Origin of the sequence: Streptomyces sp. V4I23 (assembly GCF_030817975.1) — a bacterium.
Lineage (GTDB): Bacteria > Actinomycetota > Actinomycetes > Streptomycetales > Streptomycetaceae > Streptomyces.
Window position 1 is genome coordinate 5,737,136 of sequence record NZ_JAUSZW010000004.1, and the last position, 17,680, is coordinate 5,754,815.

Genomic DNA, 17,680 nt, shown 5'->3' on the forward strand with positions numbered 1-17,680 from the left:
CGCGGGCACACTGGTGTCCATGACCAAGCACCTGCGTATCGGACTTCTCGGCGCCGGCCCCTGGGCCGCGATGACCCAGGCCCCCGCGCTCTCCGGCCACCCGGACGTCGTCCTCGGCGGGGTGTGGGGGCGGCGGCCGGAGGCGGCCGCCGCGCTCGCGGACGCCCACGGCACGACGGCGTTCACCGGTGAGGACGGCATCGACGCGCTGTTCGCCTCCAACGACGCGATCGCCTTCGCCGTGCCGCCGGACGTGCAGGCGCCGCTCGCGGCCCGGGCAGCCGCCGCCGGCTGCCATCTGCTGCTGGACAAGCCGGTGGCGACGACGGTCGCCGCCGCCCGGGACGCCGTGAACGCCGTGGAGGAGGCGAAGGTCGCGTCCGTCGTGTTCTGCACGCTGCGCTTCTCCACCGACACCGCGCGGTGGATCGCGGAACAGGCGGCGGTCGGCGGCTGGTTCACGGCTCATGCGCAGTGGCTCGGCGCGCTGTTCTCGCCGGGAGCGGAGAGCCCGTTCGCGGCGTCCCCGTGGCGGCGGGAGAAGGGCGGCCTGTGGGACGTCGGCCCCCACGCGCTCTCCGCGCTGCTCCCGGTGCTGGGCGACGTGGTGGAGCTGACGGCGGCCCGCGGGCCTTCGGACACGACCCACATGGTGCTCCGGCACGCCTCGGGCGCCTCCAGCACGGTGACGCTCGGCCTCGCCGCGCCGCTCAACGCGGCGGGCGTGAGCCTGGTGCTGCTGGGGGAGCACGGCAAGGCCGAACTGCCGGACGGCTGGGGCAATCCGGTGGACTCGTTCCGCACGGCGGTCAACGAACTGATGGGCGTGGTACGGACGGGGCGGCCCCACCCGTGCGACGTGCGGTTCGGACTGCGGATCACGGAGATCCTCGCGGAGGCCGAGCGGAAGGCGTCCGGGGCGGGGCGCTGACGCGCGTGCGTGGGCGCGGCCCGGCGGTGCCGGGTGTGGCGGTGGCCGGCCGGGTGGTGCGGGTGTGCCCGGCCGGGCGGGAAGGACGGGACGGTGCCGTCCGGTGCGCTCCGAGTGTGCGGCTCGGAGGCGGGCGCTCCGCCGGGGGACAGCGGGGAGGGGAGCGCGGACGGCACCGTCCCGGGGGTCCGCAACGGCCGGGCCCGCCGGAGTGGGGGATGCGGGCCCGGCCGTGCGGCGTCAGCCGACGCGCTCGATCCGCGCGTTGCGGATCAGGAACTTGCCGGCCTCACGCACCTGCTCGAAGGCCGCGTTGTTCAGCAGCGCGCAGCTGCCGGACACCGACGTCACCTCGACGGTCGTGGACTTGTTGTTGTCCAGGTTGGTCACCTTCAGCTGGGTGCCGACGGGGAACTGGTTGCTGGAGGCGGCCGGTGCGCCGCCCTCGCCGGAGAGCGTCACGGTCGAGCCGGCGCAGACGACCTCGCCCGCGGCGCCGCCGCCCGCGTTCCCGCTGCCGGCGTCCTGGCCGCCGTCGTCAGCCGCGGGGGGCGCTTCCTCGGCGGGCGGTGCCTCTTCGGCGGGCGGTGCCTCGGCCGGGGGCGCCGCCTGGTCGCCGCCACCCGCCCCGGCGTCGCAGCCCGCCGCCTCCTGCTGGACCCTGATCTGCGCGATCACCGCCTCCCGGTTGGCGATCCGCGCCGCCGACTGCGCGTCCGCATTGGCTCGTTGACCGGCGATGAAGTTCTCGTTGTTGCTGATCGCCTGGGCGAGACCGTCACAGGCGACCGATGCCTGGCTCGTGCCGGTCATGACGATCGCAGTGCCGCCGACCAGCGCTGCGGCGCCGGCCAGGAGGGCGATCTTCTTCTTGCCGCTGAGGGTCTTCTTGCGTGACACGAAAGGGCTCCTGTCCCCGGCCGCGGGGGCAGCCGGTTGGTTCCTTGTGCCCTTACGTACGAGTAGCCGTCGGCGCCTGCTCACCGATCACGGCCGTCTCTTCCTTAACTTTCTTTAAGGAACCCGCAGTTGGCCCTTCGCCGCCGCTCACCCCGGCGGCAGCGCGCGGCACAGAGCGTCCAGTGCTTCCTCGTACACGTGCTCCGGCGGCGTCGCGTACCCCACTGGCCCCGAAGGCGTTCCGCGCCGTCAGCACCTGGAACCGCGCTGGCGACGTCGAAGGTGGCGGTCACCGACGAACGCTGACAGCACCGGCACCGGCACCGGCACCGGCACCGGCAGGCGCGCGGACCCGGCCGCGCGCCGCGGCGCACCGGGGCGTCAGCCCCGGCCGATCGCGTCCCGCACCGCCTCCTCCGTACGCCCCACCACCGCCGTGCCGTCCTCCGCCGTGATGATCGGCCGCTGGATGAGCTTCGGGTGCTGCGCGAGGGCCGCGATCCAGCGGTCACGTGAACTCTCGTCCCGCGCCCACTCCTTGAGCCCCAGCTCCTTCGCCGCGGCCTCCTGCGTACGTGTGATGTCCCACGGTTCGAGGCCGAGCCGGCCCAGCACCTCCCGGATCTCGTCCTCGGTCGGCACGTCCTCCAGATAGCGCCGCACGGTGTAGTCGGCGCCCTCGGCGTCGAGCAGCGTGAGGGCGCTGCGGCACTTGGAACAGGCGGGGTTGATCCAGATCTCCATGCCGCACACCGTACCGCTCACGCTGCCTCAAACGCCTTCTGGCCAGCGGCGATTGTCAGTGCCCGCCGGTAGAATGAACAGCAGTTCGGGATGGTCCCGCCACCGCGCCAGGAGGTTGCCGATGGCCGTTGCCACACTCACGACGAAGCCCCTGATCCCCCATCAGAAGAAGCCGCTCCCGGCCGGACAGCCGCGCGAGTGGTACGTGTCGCACAACCGCCGCCTGAAGGCGATGCGCCTCACGATCGCCCTGCTCGACTCCGGCGTCTACCACCCGGCGACCGCCGACAACCGCCGCATACGGGCCACGGCCGAGCGCATCGGCGTGCACGTCCCGTCCGACACGACGTGCCGGATGGTCCGGGCCCTGATCCGCTACGGCCGCTGATCCGACGGGTTCAGGAGACGGGGCGCCTGGGATCGGGCGCCCCGTTCTCGTACCACTCGGCGCGCACGGTGTCCCCGACGGACAGCGTGCCGCCGCGCAGCACCGCCACCTTCGCACCGAAGCTGACCTTGTTGTCGTACGCGGGCTCCCGCCGGTACGTCGCGAGGGTGCGCACCGGCTCGGGCCCCGCCCGCCGCCCGGTAACCTGGTCCACCAGCGGCACGGAACAGCGCATCGCCCGTACGGAATGGGCGAGCAGGGCGGTTCCGATCTCCAGCCGCCGCATGAGGTCCTCGTCGTGCGGCGCGGCGCACCCGTCGAGGACGATGTTGGCCCGGAAGCGGTCCATGGGCACCGGCGTCCCGCCCGCGGCCTCGATCCGTGCGTTGAGCCCGTCGAGCGAGGCCTGCGAGACGACGGCCACGGCATGCGCGTCGGCGAAGGCGACCTTGCCGGGCGTCTCCCCCCACCCGTCCCGGTCGAACCCGTCGCGCACGCGTACCAGCCGCGACTTGATGCCGAGCACCTCGGAGAGCCACTCGGCGACGGCGTCGCCCTGGTCGATCGCGTGCCCGACCGGCTTGTCGAACAGGCTCACCAGCCGTGGCGCGCCCTCGGGGTCCACGTCGACCAGGAGATCCTCGACCCCGCCCGCCCGCAGCGTCACCGTGCGCCCGCCCTCGCCGACCCGGGGCCGTACGGCGGCCAGGGCGGGGTGTGTCCGCTGACTGCGGAACGACCCGTCGACGGCGTCGACCACCATGAACGTCCGATCGTGCTCGAGCCCCGCGTCCCCGGCCACGGCGGACATCACATCGGTCCCGGCGCAGCCCTTGACCGGGTAGTACGTCAGCTTCTGCACAGTGATCCCCATGGACATGGATCGTAGAGGGGCCACGGGGCACGCGGATGTCTCAGGGTGACTTGCAGGTGGCGGTGTCGTGGGGCCCGGAGGCAGTGGCGGTCCGCACCGGCTCGTCGCCGACCCGCACCCGGCAGGTGGCCTTGCCGCCGGCCGCGCCGACCGTGACGACGAGCGTGCTGCTCATCTCCTGCCCGGACGTCTCGATCTCCCTGCGCCACGGCAGACCCGTCACCTGCTCCAGCTCCTGCTCGGTGCGCAGGTCCCCCGTGCCCTGGACGGAAAAGGACACCGTGACATCACGGGCGTCGCCCGTGACCTCATAGGTGACCGTGACGGTCCTGGCCCCCGCGTCCTCGTCGGACACCTCGCTCACGACGAGACCGACAGCGGCCAGGCACCCTCCGACGACCAGCATCAGGACGACGAGTACGACCCAGAGCCACTTCCGGCGCTTCCTGACCGGGTGCTGCGGCGGCACGGGCGCGTTCCACCGCGGGTGGTTGCTCGGCTCGCTCATGTCCCCAGATTCGCCCCGCGCCGGGCGGCCCGCGACCGGGGGAGCGCCGCCGTGGCGGAGCCGGGCCGGGTACGGGAAAGGCCGTCGGCCGTGCCTTCCGGTGAGGGAAGGGCACGGCCGACGACCCACAGACGGCTCAGGTGAGCGGAACCCGCTCTGACCTGCGGCGATCTTAGATGTCGAAGTAGAGCTCGAACTCGTGCGGGTGCGGCCGCAGCTGGATCGGGGCGATCTCGTTCGTGCGCTTGTAGTCGATCCACGTCTCGATCAGGTCCGAGGTGAACACGCCGCCCGCCTGCAGGTACTCGTTGTCCTCCTCCAGGGCGTCGAGGACCGCGGGGAGGGAGGTCGGGACCTGGGGGACGTTCGCGTGCTCGTCGGGGGCGAGCTCGTAGAGGTCCTTGTCGATCGGCTCGGCCGGCTCGATCTTGTTCTTCACGCCGTCCAGGCCCGCGAGGAGGAGCGCGGAGAAGGCGAGGTACGGGTTCGACGACGGGTCCGGCGCGCGGAACTCGACGCGCTTGGCCTTCGGGTTCGAGCCGGTGATCGGGATACGCATCGCCGCCGAGCGGTTGCGCTGCGAGTACACCAGGTTGACCGGGGCCTCGAAGCCGGGGACGAGGCGGTGGTAGGAGTTCACCGTCGGGTTGGTGAAGGCCAGCAGCGACGGGGCGTGCTTGAGGATGCCGCCGATGTAGTAACGGGCGGTGTCCGACAGGCCCGCGTAACCGGCCTCGTCGTAGAAGAGCGGGGAGCCGCCCTGCCACAGCGACTGGTGGACGTGCATGCCCGAGCCGTTGTCGCCGAAGATCGGCTTCGGCATGAAGGTCGCGGTCTTGCCGTTGCGCCAGGCGACGTTCTTCACGATGTACTTGAAGAGCATCAGGTCGTCGGCCGCGGCGAGCAGCGTGTTGAACTTGTAGTTGATCTCCGCCTGGCCGGCGGTGCCGACCTCGTGGTGCTGGCGCTCGACCTGCAGGCCGACGTTCTCCAGCTCCAGGGAGATCTCCGCACGCAGGTCGGCGAAGTGGTCGACCGGCGGGGCCGGGAAGTAGCCGCCCTTGTAGCGGACCTTGTAGCCCCGGTTGTCCTCGACCGCGCCCGTGTTCCAGGCGCCGGCCTCGGAGTCGATGTGGTAGAAGCCCTCGTTCGCGGCGGTGTTGAAGCGCACCGAGTCGAAGACGTAGAACTCGGCCTCGGGGCCGAAGTACGCGGTGTCCGCGATGCCGGTGGAGGCGAGGTAGGCCTCGGCCTTCTTGGCGATGTTGCGCGGGTCGCGGCTGTACTGCTCACCCGTGATCGGGTCGTGGATGAAGAAGTTGATGTTCAGCGTCTTGTCGCGGCGGAACGGGTCCAGACGGGCGGTCGACAGGTCGGCGCGCAGCGCCATGTCGGACTCGTGGATCGCCTGGAAGCCGCGGATCGACGAGCCGTCGAACGCCAGCTCGTCCGAGGGGTCGAAGGCCGTCGCCGGGATCGTGAAGTGCTGCATGACGCCAGGAAGGTCGCAGAACCGGACGTCAACCATCTTTACGTCGTTGTCAGCGATGTACTTCTTGGCCTCGTCGGCGTTCTGGAACATCCAACTCCTCCTACTCCCACCCGGGGAGGGGCGGGGTTGCAGCTCGTCCGTGCGGCCAGTGCGGTGGCACACGCTGGACCCGACCATAGGCAGACCGGATTTCTCAAGCATGACCCATTTGTTTCGACGAAGTTAACCGCCACGGGTGCCGAGTGCACCCGTGGCCGGCGCGGGGACCCGGGCCGAAGTGATCCAAAGCGGGCGCAGTACCGTGGTCGGGTGGACAACAGGCAAGCAATCGGATCGTGGCTTTCCGGGCCCCGCGCGGCGGCCGAGGACATGGGTGTCGACTTCGGTTACCGGGGCCGGCGGCTCGGTCTGCCGGAGACGGGGCCGGGCTCCGTGGCGCCCCTCGGACGTCGCTTCGGAGCGCTGTTCCTCGACTGGGGACTGTGTTTCCTGATCGCATACGGACTGTTCGCGGGCAGTAACCAGCAGGCGACGTCCAACCGCACCCTGATCGTCTTCCTGGTGATGAGCGTGCTCACCGTCGGCACCGTCGGGTGCACCCCCGGCAAGCGGCTTCTCGGACTGCGCGTCGTCTCCGAGAACGGCGGCCGTCTCGGCTTCGGCCGGGTCGTCGTCCGCAGCGTCCTGCTGTGCCTCGCCGTGCCGGCGCTCGTCTGGGACCGCGACGGCCGCGGCCTGCACGACCGTCTCGCCCGCGCGGTCCAGGTCAGGATCTGAGCCGCGCAGGACAGCGGAGAACGAGAGAGGCGGCCGGGACATCGTCCCGGCCGCCTCTCTCGTGTCCTGGATGCGTCAGCGCATCTTTCCGCCGCGCGGCATCCGCATGCCCTTGGGCATCGGGCCCTTCGGCAGCGGCATGTTGCTCATCAGGTCGCCCATCGCGCGCAGCCGGTCGTTGGTCGAGGTGACCTGCGGGCCGCTGAGGACGCGAGGCAGCTTGAGCATCGTGGTGCGCACCTTCTTCAGCGGCACCTGGCCCTCGCCGTTGCCGACCAGGATGTCGTGCACCGGGACGTCCACGACGATCCGGTTCATCTTCTTCTTCTCGGCCGCGATCAGCGTCTTGACCCGGTTCGGGTTGCCCTCGGCGACCAGCACGATGCCGGCCTTGCCGACCGCGCGGTGCACCACGTCCTGGTTGCGGTTCATCGCCACCGCGGGAGTCGTGGTCCAGCCGCGCCCCACGTTCTGCAGGACCGCCGCGGCGGCGCCCGGCTGGCCCTCCATCTGCCCGAAGGCCGCCCGCTCGGCGCGGCGTCCGAAGAGGATCGCCATCGCCAGGAAGGCCAGCAGGAAGCCCAGGATGCCCAGGTAGATGGGGTGGTCGATCAAGAAACCGATCGCGAGGAAGACACCGAAGGTGACGATTCCCACAGCCGCGACGACAAGACCGACCTTGGGGTCGGCCTTACGGGTCATCTTGTACGTCAGGGCGATCTGCTTCAGTCGCCCGGGGTTCGCAGCAGCGTCAGCGCTGTCTGAGTTTGCCTTCCTCGCCATACCTGAAGTTTACGTGGCCTAAGAAGTGCGGGCAGCCACGGCCTCCAGAACGTGCTGGACCTCGACGCGGTCCTTGGCCCGGCGCCGGTCCTCCAGCACCGCGGACCAGGCGTTGCGGCGGGCGGTGCGCTGGCCGCCGCCGAGCAGCAGGGACTCCATGGCGCGCAGGGCGTCGGTGACGGACGGGATGGCTGTGGCGATCACGGGACGTACCGGTGCGGCCTGCATGCTGGAGGTCGGCATCGTGAAGGTCCCCCCTCGGGGCGGGAGTCGATGAGTGGGAGCTGTGCGTGCATTCAGCGTCACTGTTCGGTGTTACCAGGGCATGACCAGGTGGTCAAACGCCGATGAAACACCGATGGGTGCCCTGCGAAGCCGTCCTGAACGCGGACGCGGCCCGCACCACGTCCCCGACCTGCGGGGAGGATGCGGGCCGCGCCCAACTGGCCTTTACTGGCCGGTAGTTGCTTGTGCCTGAATTCACACGGCCTGGGCGGCCTGCGCGGAGTCGGTGGCCGTCGCGGTGCCCCGGGCCTCCATCGCCTGCTGGAAGAGGCGGCCGGCACGGTACGACGAACGGACCAGCGGACCGGACATGACACCGGAGAAGCCGATCTCCTCGGCCTCCTCCTGCAGCTCGACGAACTCCTGCGGCTTCACCCAGCGCTCGACCGGGTGGTGGCGCACGGAGGGGCGCAGGTACTGGGTGATCGTGATCAGCTCGCAGCCCGCGTCGTGCAGGTGCTGCAGCGCCTCGCTGACCTCCTCGCGGGTCTCGCCCATGCCGAGGATCAGGTTCGACTTGGTGACCAGGCCGTCCTCGCGGGCGCGCGTGATGACCTCGAGCGAGCGCTCGTAGCGGAAGCCGGGGCGGATGCGCTTGAAGATGCGCGGCACCGTCTCGACGTTGTGCGCGAGCACCTCGGGGCGGGAGGAGAAGACCTCGGCCAGCTGCTCGGGCACGGCGTTGAAGTCGGGGATCAGCAGCTCGACCTTGGTGCGGCCGGCCTCGCGGCCGGCGGTCTGCGCGTGGATCTGGCGCACGGTCTCGGCGTACAGCCAGGCGCCGCCGTCCTCCAGGTCGTCGCGGGCGACGCCGGTGATGGTGGCGTAGTTCAGGTCCATCGTGACGACGGACTCGCCGACGCGGCGCGGCTCGTCACGGTCGAGGGCCTGCGGCTTGCCGGTGTCGATCTGGCAGAAGTCGCAGCGGCGGGTGCACTGGTCGCCGCCGATGAGGAACGTGGCCTCGCGGTCCTCCCAGCACTCGAAGATGTTGGGACAGCCCGCCTCCTGGCAGACCGTGTGCAGACCCTCGCTCTTGACCAGTTTCTGCAGCTGGTTGTACTCGGGGCCCATCTTCGCCCGGGTCTTGATCCACTCGGGCTTGCGCTCGATGGGGGTCTGGCTGTTCCGGACCTCCAGGCGCAGCATCTTGCGTCCGTCGGGTGCGACTGCGGACACGACCGGCTCCCTACAGCTTCGATTCTTCGGCGAACACCAGAGTACGCCCGTTAAAAGTGCGGCCTTACGTGTGGCCAACCCGTGGCCAGAGGGACGCATTCCCCAGGGCCGCCGGCAGCCGTCAGGCGGACGCCTTCTCGATCACGCGGGGCCGCGGCTCCGCGTTCTCCAGGACCTCGCGCAGATGCCTCTCCAGGACCGGGAGCACCTCCTCGATCGTGATGTCACGGCCCAGCTCGTTCGCGAGCGAGGCCACGCCCGCGTCGCGGATGCCGCAGGGCACGATCCGGTCGAACCAGGTGTTGTCCGGGTTCACGTTCAGGGCGAAGCCGTGCATCGACACGCCCTTCGCGATCCGGATGCCGATCGCGGCGAGCTTGCGGTCCTCGCGGCGCTGGCCGGCGTTGGAGGGGGCGTATTCCGGCCCGTTCATGCGCGGGTCGAACTCCTCGTCGTGCAGTCGCGGGTCGAAGTCGAGCGAGAGCCCTCCGAGCGAGGGACGCTCCTCCACGGGGTCCCCGAGCACCCACACCCCGCTGCGGCCCTCCACCCGGCTCGTCTCGACGCCGAACTCCGCGCAGGTGCCGATCAGCGCGTCCTCCAGGCGGCGGACGTGCGCGATGACGTCCACCGGGCGCGGCAGCTTCAGGATCGGGTAGCCCACCAGCTGGCCGGGGCCGTGCCAGGTGATCTTCCCGCCCCGGTCCACGTCGATGACGGGCGTGCCGTCCAGGGGGCGCTCGCTGTCCTCCGTGCGCCGCCCGGCCGTGTAGACCGGCGGGTGCTCCAGGAGCAGACAGGTGTCCGGGATCTCGTCCGCGAAGCGGGCGGCGTGGACCTCGCGCTGCTTCTGCCATGCCTCCTGGTAGTCGACGGCGTCCTCGCCGAACCCCAGTCGGACGAACCGCAGCTCACTCACGGCTGTGCCTCCTCGAACCTTCGCCCAGCAGTAATCCGGGCCCATGCCACTGTACGGCGGCCCGGAAGCAGGTGACCGGGCAGGTGGCTCCCGCCCCGCGTCCGTCAGCGCAGCTGTCACTGCCGCCGCCAATCCTCACACGATCGGATGAATGTGGGGCGAAGGCGGCGGAATGGGCCGGGCGGGCCGCTAAATTCGCGCCGTTCCTCCCCCAGGGCTTCTCCCCCAGAGCTACGCCTGGCGGGACCCCCAGGAGGTACCCCCATGGGCTGCTCCCGGCCCGGAAGGCAGGAGACCCGACAGCAGATGACGGAACGAGCCCCACAGCGCACCCCCAACCGGCAGCTCGCCGCGCTCATCGCGGAGGCGGGCTTCTCCCATGCCGGGCTCGCCCGCAGAGTCGACCAGCTGGGCCTGGAGCACGGCCTCGACCTGCGCTACGACAAGACCTCCGTCACGCGCTGGCTGCGCGGTCAGCAGCCGCGCGGTACGACCCCGGCGCTGATCGCCGAGGTGTTCACCCGGCGGCTCGGGCGGCGGCTGTCCGCCCAGGACCTCGGCCTGGACGCCTGCGCGCCGGTCTACGCGGGCCTGGAGTTCGCGGCCACGCCCGAGGAGGCCGTGGACATCGTCAGCGGGCTGTGGCGCAAGGACTCCGGCAGCCACGCCGAACTGCGGAAGATCGCGTTCACCCCGGCCGGTCTGGTCGTGCCGAGCCGGGACTGGCTGATCGGCCGCGCCGACGAGCGGGTGGGCCGCGGCGAGACGGCGCACGGCGGACCGGGCCGGGTCCCCCTCCAGGGCGGCCGCGTCATCGTGCCCCGGCAGCGCGGCACCGATCGCGGACCCGGCCAGAAGGTCTCCGGCGGCGACATCTCCGCCCTGCGCTCCGTCGGCGAACTGTTCCGCGCCCTCGACAACGCCTACGGCGGCGGCCACGCCCGGCAGGCCCTCGTGCGCTACCTGGAGCACGAGGCCGAGCCGATGCTGCGCGGCACGTACGGGGAGGCGCTGGGCCGCCGGCTCTTCGCCGCGGCCGCCGACCTGACCCGGCTCGCCGGGTGGACCTCGTACGACATAGCGGCACACGGCCTCGCCCAGCGGTACTTCGTCCAGGCGCTGCGGCTCGCGCAGGCGGCCGGGGACCGGGCGTACGGCTCTTACGTGCTCGTCACCATGAGCCGCCAGGCCGTCTACCTCGGGCACGGCCGCGAGGCGGTCCAGCTGACCCGGGTCGCGCAGCAGGGCGTGGGCTCCTCGGCACCGCCGCTGGTGCAGGCGCTGCTGAACGCCGCCGAGGCGCGGGCCCACGGGGTCCTCGGCGAGGCGCGGGCCTGCAACGCGGCCCTCGCCCGCGCGGAGCGCGCGCTGGAGTCGGCCAGGCCGGGCGACGACGTGCCGCACTGGGCGAGCTTCTTCGACGAGGCGCAGCTCGCCGACGAGATCGGGCACTGCCACCGAGATCTCCAGCAGTACCGCACGGCGGTCCAGCACGCGGAGCGCTCGCTCCGGCTGCGGGCCCCCGCCTTCGCCCGCAGCCGGCTGTTCTGCCGTGTGGTCCTCGCGACGGCGCGCCTGGGTCTGGGGGAGCTGGAGCAGGCGTGCGCGCTGGGGGCGGAGGCGGCGCTGCAGGCGTCGGAGATGCGGTCGGCGCGGGCGTCGGAGTACGTGCGGGAGTTCGAGCGCCGCCTGGAGCCGTACCGGGACGCGAGCCCGGTCCGCACCTACCGCGACCGGGTGGCGGCGCTGGGGTGACGTCCCGCCCCGGGCGGGTGACGCCCGCGGCGGGCGTGCCCCCCACTCGCCCTCCGCCCACGGCCTGGCGGCCGTGGGCGGTAGCCCCATCCAGGTCAGGGGCGCGATCCCCGGACCTGGACCTCCGCGAGGGACAGCGGACTCGTGGGCGACGCCAGCTGCACCCGCACGTAGCGCGCGTCCGTGCCCGGCGGCAGCGTCACCGTCGTCGGGCGGCCCGCCTGGGACGTGACGTGGACCGCCGTCACGCCGGGGGCGCTGCGTGCCGCGTCCAGACCGTCCGCCGTGATCGGGTTCGCCGAGGCAAGCACCCAGAAGTCCTTCAGCCGGTCCGCGCAGCAGTCCGTGCGGTTCCACACCTGCACCTGGTCCACGCGCGCGCTCGTGCCCAGGTCCACCTGCCACCACGCCTGGTTCGACGGCTCCGCGGTGTGCGTCACGGAGCCGCTGCCGAAGGCGCCGTCCGTGTCGCCGTCCACGGCGCGTGAGGCGGGCGCGTCCCAGGCCGTCGACTTCTGCGTCGCGGGCCGGCCCTGCGCCAGGTTCTCCCGGGCGACGGTCACCTTCACCTTCGTCGTCGTGGTCAGCAGCCCGTACCGCAGAGTGATGTCCAGCGCGTACGTCCCCGGCTCGGCCGACGCGGGCGGCGTGAGCGTGAACGGGACCTTCGCGTCCGCTCCCGGGCCGAGCGGGCCGATCCGGGCGGAGGACGGCGTGACGGTCCAGCCCTCGGGGGCGCTCAGCCGCAGCCGCGTCGAAGGCGCCGAGCGGCGGGCCGTGTTGGTGACCGTGAGGTCACCGTCCGCCGCGCGCCCCGGGTTCAGCTCCCGAGGCAGCTCCGTGCGCGTGCGCACCAGGTTGTTCACGCCCGGCGTGGTCACCTTGAACACGTACGCGTGCTCGCCCGCCCGCGCCGGGGTCGAGACCACGACCCGGCCCTGTGCGTCCCGCTTCCACGGCAGCGGCCCGGCGTCCGAGCCGAGCAGGGTGATCCCGGAGTCCGCCGTGACCGGGGTGTCGGAGCCGAGCGTCAGCTCCTCGCCGGGCCACTTCAGCGCCGTCGCGTACAGGGCGCCGTCCTTGGCGGTGTAGCGGATGTCGTCGTCGCCGGACGGCTCCTCCGCGTGGTGCCAGTACGTCGTCCCGTAGATCGCCTCCCCGTTGGTCTTCAGCCACGCCCCGATGTCCAGCAGCCGCTGCCGCTGGATGTCCGGGATGGTGCCGTCGGCGCGCGGGCCGATGTCGAGCAGCAGGTTGCCGTTCTTGCTGACGATGTCGGCGAGGGAGTCGACGAGCTGGTCGGAGGTCAGGTGGTCCTCCTCCGGCTCGTTCTGGTTGTAGCCGTAGGAGTGGGCGATACCGCGGCTGGCCTCCCACTTGTCGGGGTCGATGTCCGCCTTGACCGTGTACTCGGGCGTCTGGAAGTCCAGTTCGCGGGAGTCCAGTGCGCCGGTCTCGATCTTGCAGCGGTTGGCGACCGCGACCTCCTTCGGCTCCGGGCGGTTCTTCGCCTGGTTGTAGTAGTCGGCGAGGACGGGAGCGGTCTTCCAGTAGGAGGCGGGCTTCTCCCACTGGCCGTCGCACCAGATGATGTCGGGGTCGTACTGGTCGATGAGCTCTCGCATCTGCGGGGCCATGTAGTCGCCCACGTAGTCGCCGACGGCAGGCGCGCCGGTGTAGGGGACGGGCGCGCCGGTGTACGGGTTGGTCGCCGGGCGGCCGGTGTAGGACGGGTTGTACCACTCGTACAGCGAGTAGTAGAAGCCCGCCTTCAGCTGCTCGCCCGGGCGGTCCTTGCGGGCCGCCGCGAACAGTTCGCCCGCGAGGTCCCGCCTCGGGCCGAGGCCGACGGTGTCACGGCCCGACACCTTGCTGTCGTACAGGGCGACGCCCTCGTGGTGCTTGGAGGTGAGCACGAAGTACTTCGCGCCGGCGTCCTTGAACAGCTTCACCCAGTCGTCCGGGTCGTACTTCTCCGCCTTCCACTGCCCGATGAAGTCGTCGTAGCCGGCGTCCGCGCCGTAGGTCTGACGGTGGTGCGTGTGGGTCGCGCTGCCACGCGCGTTCATGTAGTTCCAGTACCACTCCGCATAGCTGCCGCGCGGACCCCAGGCGGGCACGGAGTACGCGCCCCAGTGGATGAAGATGCCGAACTTGTCGTCCTCGAACCACTGGGGAGTGGGGTGGCTGTTGAGCGATGCGACGGTGGGTTCGTAGTCGGGCACGGGCTCCTTGTCGTCGGCGGCCGTGGCCTGCGGGGTCAGGAGCAGTGCTGTGCAGGCGGCCAGGGCCGCCGCTGTCGCGGTGCGTCTCACTGTGCATCCCTTCGGAAGAGGTCGCGGACCTGTTCGGGACTCAGTGCCTCGTCCCAGGTGAGGAGTTCGTCGAGGTCGCCGCGCAGGCCCACCTTCTCGGTGCCGATGGAGCGCAGCGGCAGCGGCACCGACGCCTCGACGGCGCCGACGCGCTCGCCGTCGGCGTACAGCGTGGTGCGGCCCGGCTCGGTCACCCACGTCAGCCGGGTCCAGCGGTCGAGCGGGAGCGTGTACGGGAAGGAGTGGTCGGCGCTGCCGTACCGGGTGATGCCGACGCGTCCGGTGCCGTACTGCATCAGCTTGAGTGCCCCGGCCTTCGAGCTGAGGAGCACCTGGTCGGCGGTGCGGGCGGTGGGGCGTACGCGCACGGACACCGTCCACGGCTCGGCCGCGTCGAGGCCGCCGAAGCCGACGCCGTCGCGGTCGTGGTCGAACCGCCAGGCCCCGCCCTCGGCGCCGCCGCCGGTGACGGGCGACGGGTTGTTGATGATGTACGAGGTGCCGGGCAGGTCGCCCGCCGTGTCCTCGGCGTACAGCGTGTTGCCTGGGCTGCCGGCGTACGTCCAGCCGCTCGGGTACGGCGCCGGGTCGAACGTCCAGTGGTGGCTCGGCCGGCCGTCGTCGGTGCGGGGCGCGGCAGGAGCGGTGTGCAGGCCGGCCGGGTCGCCGACGCGGGCCGCGCGGGCGCGGAAGCCGTCGAGCGCGTCGGGGGCGGCGGTGGCGTTCCAGGTGCGGTCGGCGAGGATCGCGCGGGGGCCGGCCATGTGCTGCTCGAAGTACCCGTCCCGCGACCAGAAGTTGTAGTCGGCCCAGTTGACGAGGCCGGAGCCGAGCATGTCGGATGCGGTGCTCGGGGCCCAGGCGCCGTACATCCAGGGCTCGTTCGGGTACTTGTTGTGGTAGTTGTTCGGCGTCACGTAGAACGGACCGATGGCGATCTCGTCGTGGCCGGGGACGGCCGGCCGGTCGCCGGTGCCCTCCCAGGTGAGGAAGACGACCGGGCCGTCGACCCTCTGCTGCGGCGCGGTCATGTGCTCGGAGCCGTTGTAGACGGCGGTGCGCTTGCCGTGGGACGTGACGACGTCGTCGAGGGTGTTGATGTAGCGGTTGAGCAGGTCGCCGAGCGTGGTCACCTCGGGGTCCGCGGCCAGGAACTCCTTGACGCGCGGGCAGTTGGCCAGCTGACCGGGGACCTCCTCGGCGCCGATCGAGAACAGCGGCGCGTCGAACCAGCCCGCGAACTCGTCGACGATCTCCTTCGACTTCTCGACCGCCTTCCGGCTGGTCATGTCGACGATCCAGTCCGGCGTGAGGTGCGAGTGGGTGTGGGCCCCGGTGCAGGGGTTCGCTCCCGCGCCGAAGCCGATGCCGAACGCCTCGCTGATCACGGTCGCGTGCCCGGGTATTTCGAGGCCCGGCATCAGCTGGACGTGGTGGCGCGCGGCGAACGCCTTGAGGTGCTCGATGTCGGCGCGGCTGTAGCTGTGGTCCGGGTCGGCGAGGCCGGGGAACTTCGGGCTGTACAGCCGGAAGCCCTCGGACTCCGACAGATGCAGGAAGAGGGTGTTGAGCTTCTGGTCGCCCATCCTGCGGATGAGGTTCTCGAGGTAGGGGATCTGCCAGTACTTGCGGCCCGCGTCGAGGTGCACCAGGCGCACGGGCTGGGACGGCCGGTCCGTGGCGCGGGCGCGCGGCAGCGAGCGGTGGCGGGCCTCGGTGGCGCGCAGCAGTTGGAGCAGGGTGCGGGTGCCGTAGTACAGGCCGTGGGTGGACGCGGCCTCGATGCGTACGGCTCCGCTGCTGTCGAAGCGGTAGCCCTCGGCGCCGAGCGGGGAGCCGGGGGCGGTGCCGGCGGCGGTGTCGGTGGCCTCGGACGGTTCGGAGGCGAGGCGCAGCACGATGTCGCCGGCGGCGGCCTGTTCGGTCGCCGAACCGATCCGGGGTGTGAAGCCGCTGGTGCGCGTGATCTCGCCGCGCAGCTGCTCGGCGAGCTCCCGCACCGACTGGCGTGCGGGGCCGGGGAATTCGGCCCGCCCTGCGGGAAGCGCGCTCAGCGCGCGGGAGTGCGGGTCGACGAGGATGCGGGTGTTCGGGGTGAGGGCCGTGGTGCCGCCGAGATCGGACCACTCGGTCGGGCGCGGGACGACGTTCGGGGGTGGTCCGGCTGATTGCGGCTGGTCGGCAGCCGTGGCACCCGAGGGAGCGATAGCTCCGATGACTAGGCTCAGGGTGAGAGTGAAAATGGGCGTGAAGCGTCGCACTACTGCCTCCCGGCATCAAGGGACACCGGGAACGTAGTGCGGGGTCGGACCTCTGACAAGGGAGAGGTCGGATGTATCGCTTGGACTTCTGGAGCGAGTCGTCCGAGGGCGGCGGCGGCCGCCCCGGGGGACTCAGGCCGCCGCCTCCAGCGCGGGCGTCACGCGGCCCGGCCGGATGCCGAGGTCCGACAGGAGCGCGTGCGCGGCCCGGCGGCCCGAGAACAGCGCGCCCTGGACCGTCGCCGTGTCCCGGTGGTCGCCGCAGACGTAGAGCCCCGCCAGCACACGCACCGGGCGGCGCAGGTCGTGCGGCGGTTTCATCTCCGCTATACCGGACGCATCGTGATGGACGCTCAGCAGCTCCCAGTCGTTCGTCGGCGTCCCGTACAGCGTCGCCAGGTGGCGTCGCACCTGCCGGTCCACGTCGTCCGGCAAGCCTCCCACCACCGTGGAGGAGATCAGTGCCCTGCCCTCGGGGGCGCGGGACGGGTCGACCTCGCTCATCACCGCCGTGTGCGAGACGGGCCCGACGCGGTCCGCGTCCAGGACCAGCGACGGATCGGTCAGCGGAGGCTCCGGCGCGGTGTGGTGCACCACCGTCACCGGCCGGAACGAGGGCACCCGCAGCCCCGGCAGCAGATCCGCCGCCGTCCGCGCGTCCGTGGCGACCACGACGGAACGGCAGCGGAACTCGCCGTGCTCCTCGGTCGTGACCCTGTTGGTCGCGATGTCCGTGACCCGTGTGCCCGTGCGGACCGTCCCCTCCGGCAGCGCGGCGGCCAGCAGTTCGGGCAGGGCGGACGCCCCGCCCGCCGGGACGCACAGCCTGCCGCGCGCGTAACCGCGCAGCACCAGGTCGGCGCACCGGCTGGAGGTGGTCAGCTCCGGGTCGCACAGCAGCGCGGCCAGCAGGGGGCGCAGGAAGCCGTGCACCGTACGGGCGGGCAGTCCACGGCTGTGGAGGGCGTCGACGGCGGCGCGTTCCGGCCGGGCCAGCACCCGCCGTACGGAGGTGCCCGCGAGCCGCGCCAGCGACGCCCCCAGCCGGGCCTGGTCGAGATGCCGCGGCCGAGGGGCGCTCGCGAGGGCGCGCGCGACGGTGAATGCGACCCCTACGCCCCGGGCGGCGTGCGGCGACGTCCCGACCTCTCCGGTCCGCTGGAGCCGCCCTTCGGCGTGCACGAGCACACCGGGCGAGAACAACCGCAGTTCGGCGTCGCGCAGCGCGGTGCGCCGCAGCTCCGGGAACGCGGTACTGAGCAACTGACCTGCGCGGTCGAGCCGGAATCCGTCGACCCGCTCGGTGGCCATGCGCCCGCCCACGACCGGGGCGGCCTCCAGGACCCTGACCGTCACCCCTGCACTGGTGAGCCGATGAGCTGCCGAGAGTCCGGCGATCCCGGCCCCGACGATGACGACGTCCGCGTGATCCGCATGCTGAGCGGTGCTGAGCACGTGCCCCTCCCCGAGGTCGGCGCGGCTGGTGGGAACCTCATGCCCCCATCAGGCCCGTGGAATACCCGAGTTCGCACCGAGACTAGGAACCGGGACCCCGACCTGCAGTCGCGC

At 71.8% G+C, this 17,680-nt stretch carries 16 protein-coding genes; 4 read left to right on the forward strand and 12 right to left on the reverse strand.

Annotated elements, in window-relative coordinates:
* Nucleotides 1-19: 19 nt before the first annotated feature.
* Nucleotides 20-931 (forward strand): Gfo/Idh/MocA family protein, encoded by a 912-nt coding sequence (locus tag QFZ82_RS28390; protein WP_307715853.1) that lies wholly within the window; start codon nt 20-22, stop codon nt 929-931.
* Between the two features lie 240 nt (nt 932-1,171).
* Here the strand turns inward: QFZ82_RS28390 and QFZ82_RS28395 are convergent, their stop codons facing one another.
* Nucleotides 1,172-1,831: a hypothetical protein gene (locus tag QFZ82_RS28395; protein WP_307715854.1), complete on the reverse strand. Its 660-nt coding sequence runs from the start codon at nt 1,829-1,831 to the stop codon at nt 1,172-1,174.
* 381 nt (nt 1,832-2,212) lie between these two features.
* A complete protein-coding gene (locus QFZ82_RS28400) occupies nt 2,213-2,575 on the reverse strand; it encodes an arsenate reductase family protein (RefSeq protein ID WP_177150160.1) in 363 nt (120 codons plus the stop codon).
* A 121-nt stretch (nt 2,576-2,696) separates the two neighbouring features.
* Here QFZ82_RS28400 and QFZ82_RS28405 point away from each other — a divergent pair, with 121 nt between their 5' ends.
* A complete protein-coding gene (locus tag QFZ82_RS28405) occupies nt 2,697-2,963 on the forward strand; it encodes a hypothetical protein (protein WP_177150161.1) in 267 nt (88 codons plus the stop codon).
* A gap of 10 nt (nt 2,964-2,973) precedes the next feature.
* Here the strand turns inward: QFZ82_RS28405 and QFZ82_RS28410 are convergent, their stop codons facing one another.
* The 3 genes from QFZ82_RS28410 to glnA form a co-directional block, all read right to left on the reverse strand.
* The gene (locus QFZ82_RS28410; protein WP_307715855.1) at nt 2,974-3,837 is read right to left on the reverse strand and encodes an MOSC domain-containing protein; all 864 of its coding nucleotides are present in this window, start codon (nt 3,835-3,837) and stop codon (nt 2,974-2,976) included.
* A 40-nt stretch (nt 3,838-3,877) separates the two neighbouring features.
* A complete protein-coding gene (locus tag QFZ82_RS28415; RefSeq protein WP_307715856.1) occupies nt 3,878-4,345 on the reverse strand; it encodes a hypothetical protein in 468 nt (155 codons plus the stop codon).
* Nucleotides 4,346-4,517: 172 nt separating this feature from the next.
* The gene (glnA, locus tag QFZ82_RS28420) at nt 4,518-5,927 is read right to left on the reverse strand and encodes a type I glutamate--ammonia ligase (protein WP_307715857.1); all 1,410 of its coding nucleotides are present in this window, start codon (nt 5,925-5,927) and stop codon (nt 4,518-4,520) included.
* A 219-nt stretch (nt 5,928-6,146) separates the two neighbouring features.
* Between glnA and QFZ82_RS28425 the strand changes: the two genes are divergently transcribed.
* Nucleotides 6,147-6,614: an RDD family protein gene (locus tag QFZ82_RS28425; protein ID WP_307715858.1), complete on the forward strand. Its 468-nt coding sequence runs from the start codon at nt 6,147-6,149 to the stop codon at nt 6,612-6,614.
* A gap of 75 nt (nt 6,615-6,689) precedes the next feature.
* Here the strand turns inward: QFZ82_RS28425 and QFZ82_RS28430 are convergent, their stop codons facing one another.
* From QFZ82_RS28430 to lipB, 4 genes are all read right to left on the reverse strand, one after another.
* On the reverse strand, nt 6,690-7,397 hold the full coding sequence (locus QFZ82_RS28430; RefSeq protein ID WP_307715859.1) for a DUF4191 domain-containing protein: 708 nt from the start codon (nt 7,395-7,397) through the stop codon (nt 6,690-6,692).
* 18 nt (nt 7,398-7,415) lie between these two features.
* Nucleotides 7,416-7,625 carry a hypothetical protein gene (locus QFZ82_RS28435; RefSeq protein ID WP_307717870.1) on the reverse strand — a complete coding sequence of 70 codons (210 nt, stop codon included), beginning with the start codon at nt 7,623-7,625 and terminating at the stop codon, nt 7,416-7,418.
* Between the two features lie 252 nt (nt 7,626-7,877).
* Nucleotides 7,878-8,861 carry a lipoyl synthase gene (gene lipA / locus QFZ82_RS28440; RefSeq protein WP_307715860.1) on the reverse strand — a complete coding sequence of 328 codons (984 nt, stop codon included), beginning with the start codon at nt 8,859-8,861 and terminating at the stop codon, nt 7,878-7,880.
* Nucleotides 8,862-8,982: 121 nt separating this feature from the next.
* The gene (lipB, locus tag QFZ82_RS28445; RefSeq protein ID WP_307715861.1) at nt 8,983-9,780 is read right to left on the reverse strand and encodes a lipoyl(octanoyl) transferase LipB; all 798 of its coding nucleotides are present in this window, start codon (nt 9,778-9,780) and stop codon (nt 8,983-8,985) included.
* Between the two features lie 306 nt (nt 9,781-10,086).
* Between lipB and QFZ82_RS28450 the strand changes: the two genes are divergently transcribed.
* On the forward strand, nt 10,087-11,535 hold the full coding sequence (locus QFZ82_RS28450; protein WP_307715862.1) for a regulator: 1,449 nt from the start codon (nt 10,087-10,089) through the stop codon (nt 11,533-11,535).
* Nucleotides 11,536-11,630: 95 nt separating this feature from the next.
* Here QFZ82_RS28450 and QFZ82_RS28455 read toward each other — a convergent pair whose 3' ends face one another.
* The 3 genes from QFZ82_RS28455 to QFZ82_RS28465 form a co-directional block, all read right to left on the reverse strand.
* Nucleotides 11,631-13,850, reverse strand: coding sequence for an alpha-L-fucosidase (locus QFZ82_RS28455; protein WP_307715863.1), 2,220 nt, complete (start codon nt 13,848-13,850; stop codon nt 11,631-11,633).
* Nucleotides 13,847-16,111, reverse strand: coding sequence for a family 20 glycosylhydrolase (locus QFZ82_RS28460; protein ID WP_307715864.1), 2,265 nt, complete (start codon nt 16,109-16,111; stop codon nt 13,847-13,849). Before QFZ82_RS28460 ends, QFZ82_RS28455 begins: the two co-directional genes overlap by 4 nt.
* 132 nt (nt 16,112-16,243) lie before the next feature.
* The gene (locus QFZ82_RS28465) at nt 16,244-17,566 is read right to left on the reverse strand and encodes an NAD(P)/FAD-dependent oxidoreductase (RefSeq protein ID WP_307715865.1); all 1,323 of its coding nucleotides are present in this window, start codon (nt 17,564-17,566) and stop codon (nt 16,244-16,246) included.
* Nucleotides 17,567-17,680 lie beyond the last annotated feature (114 nt).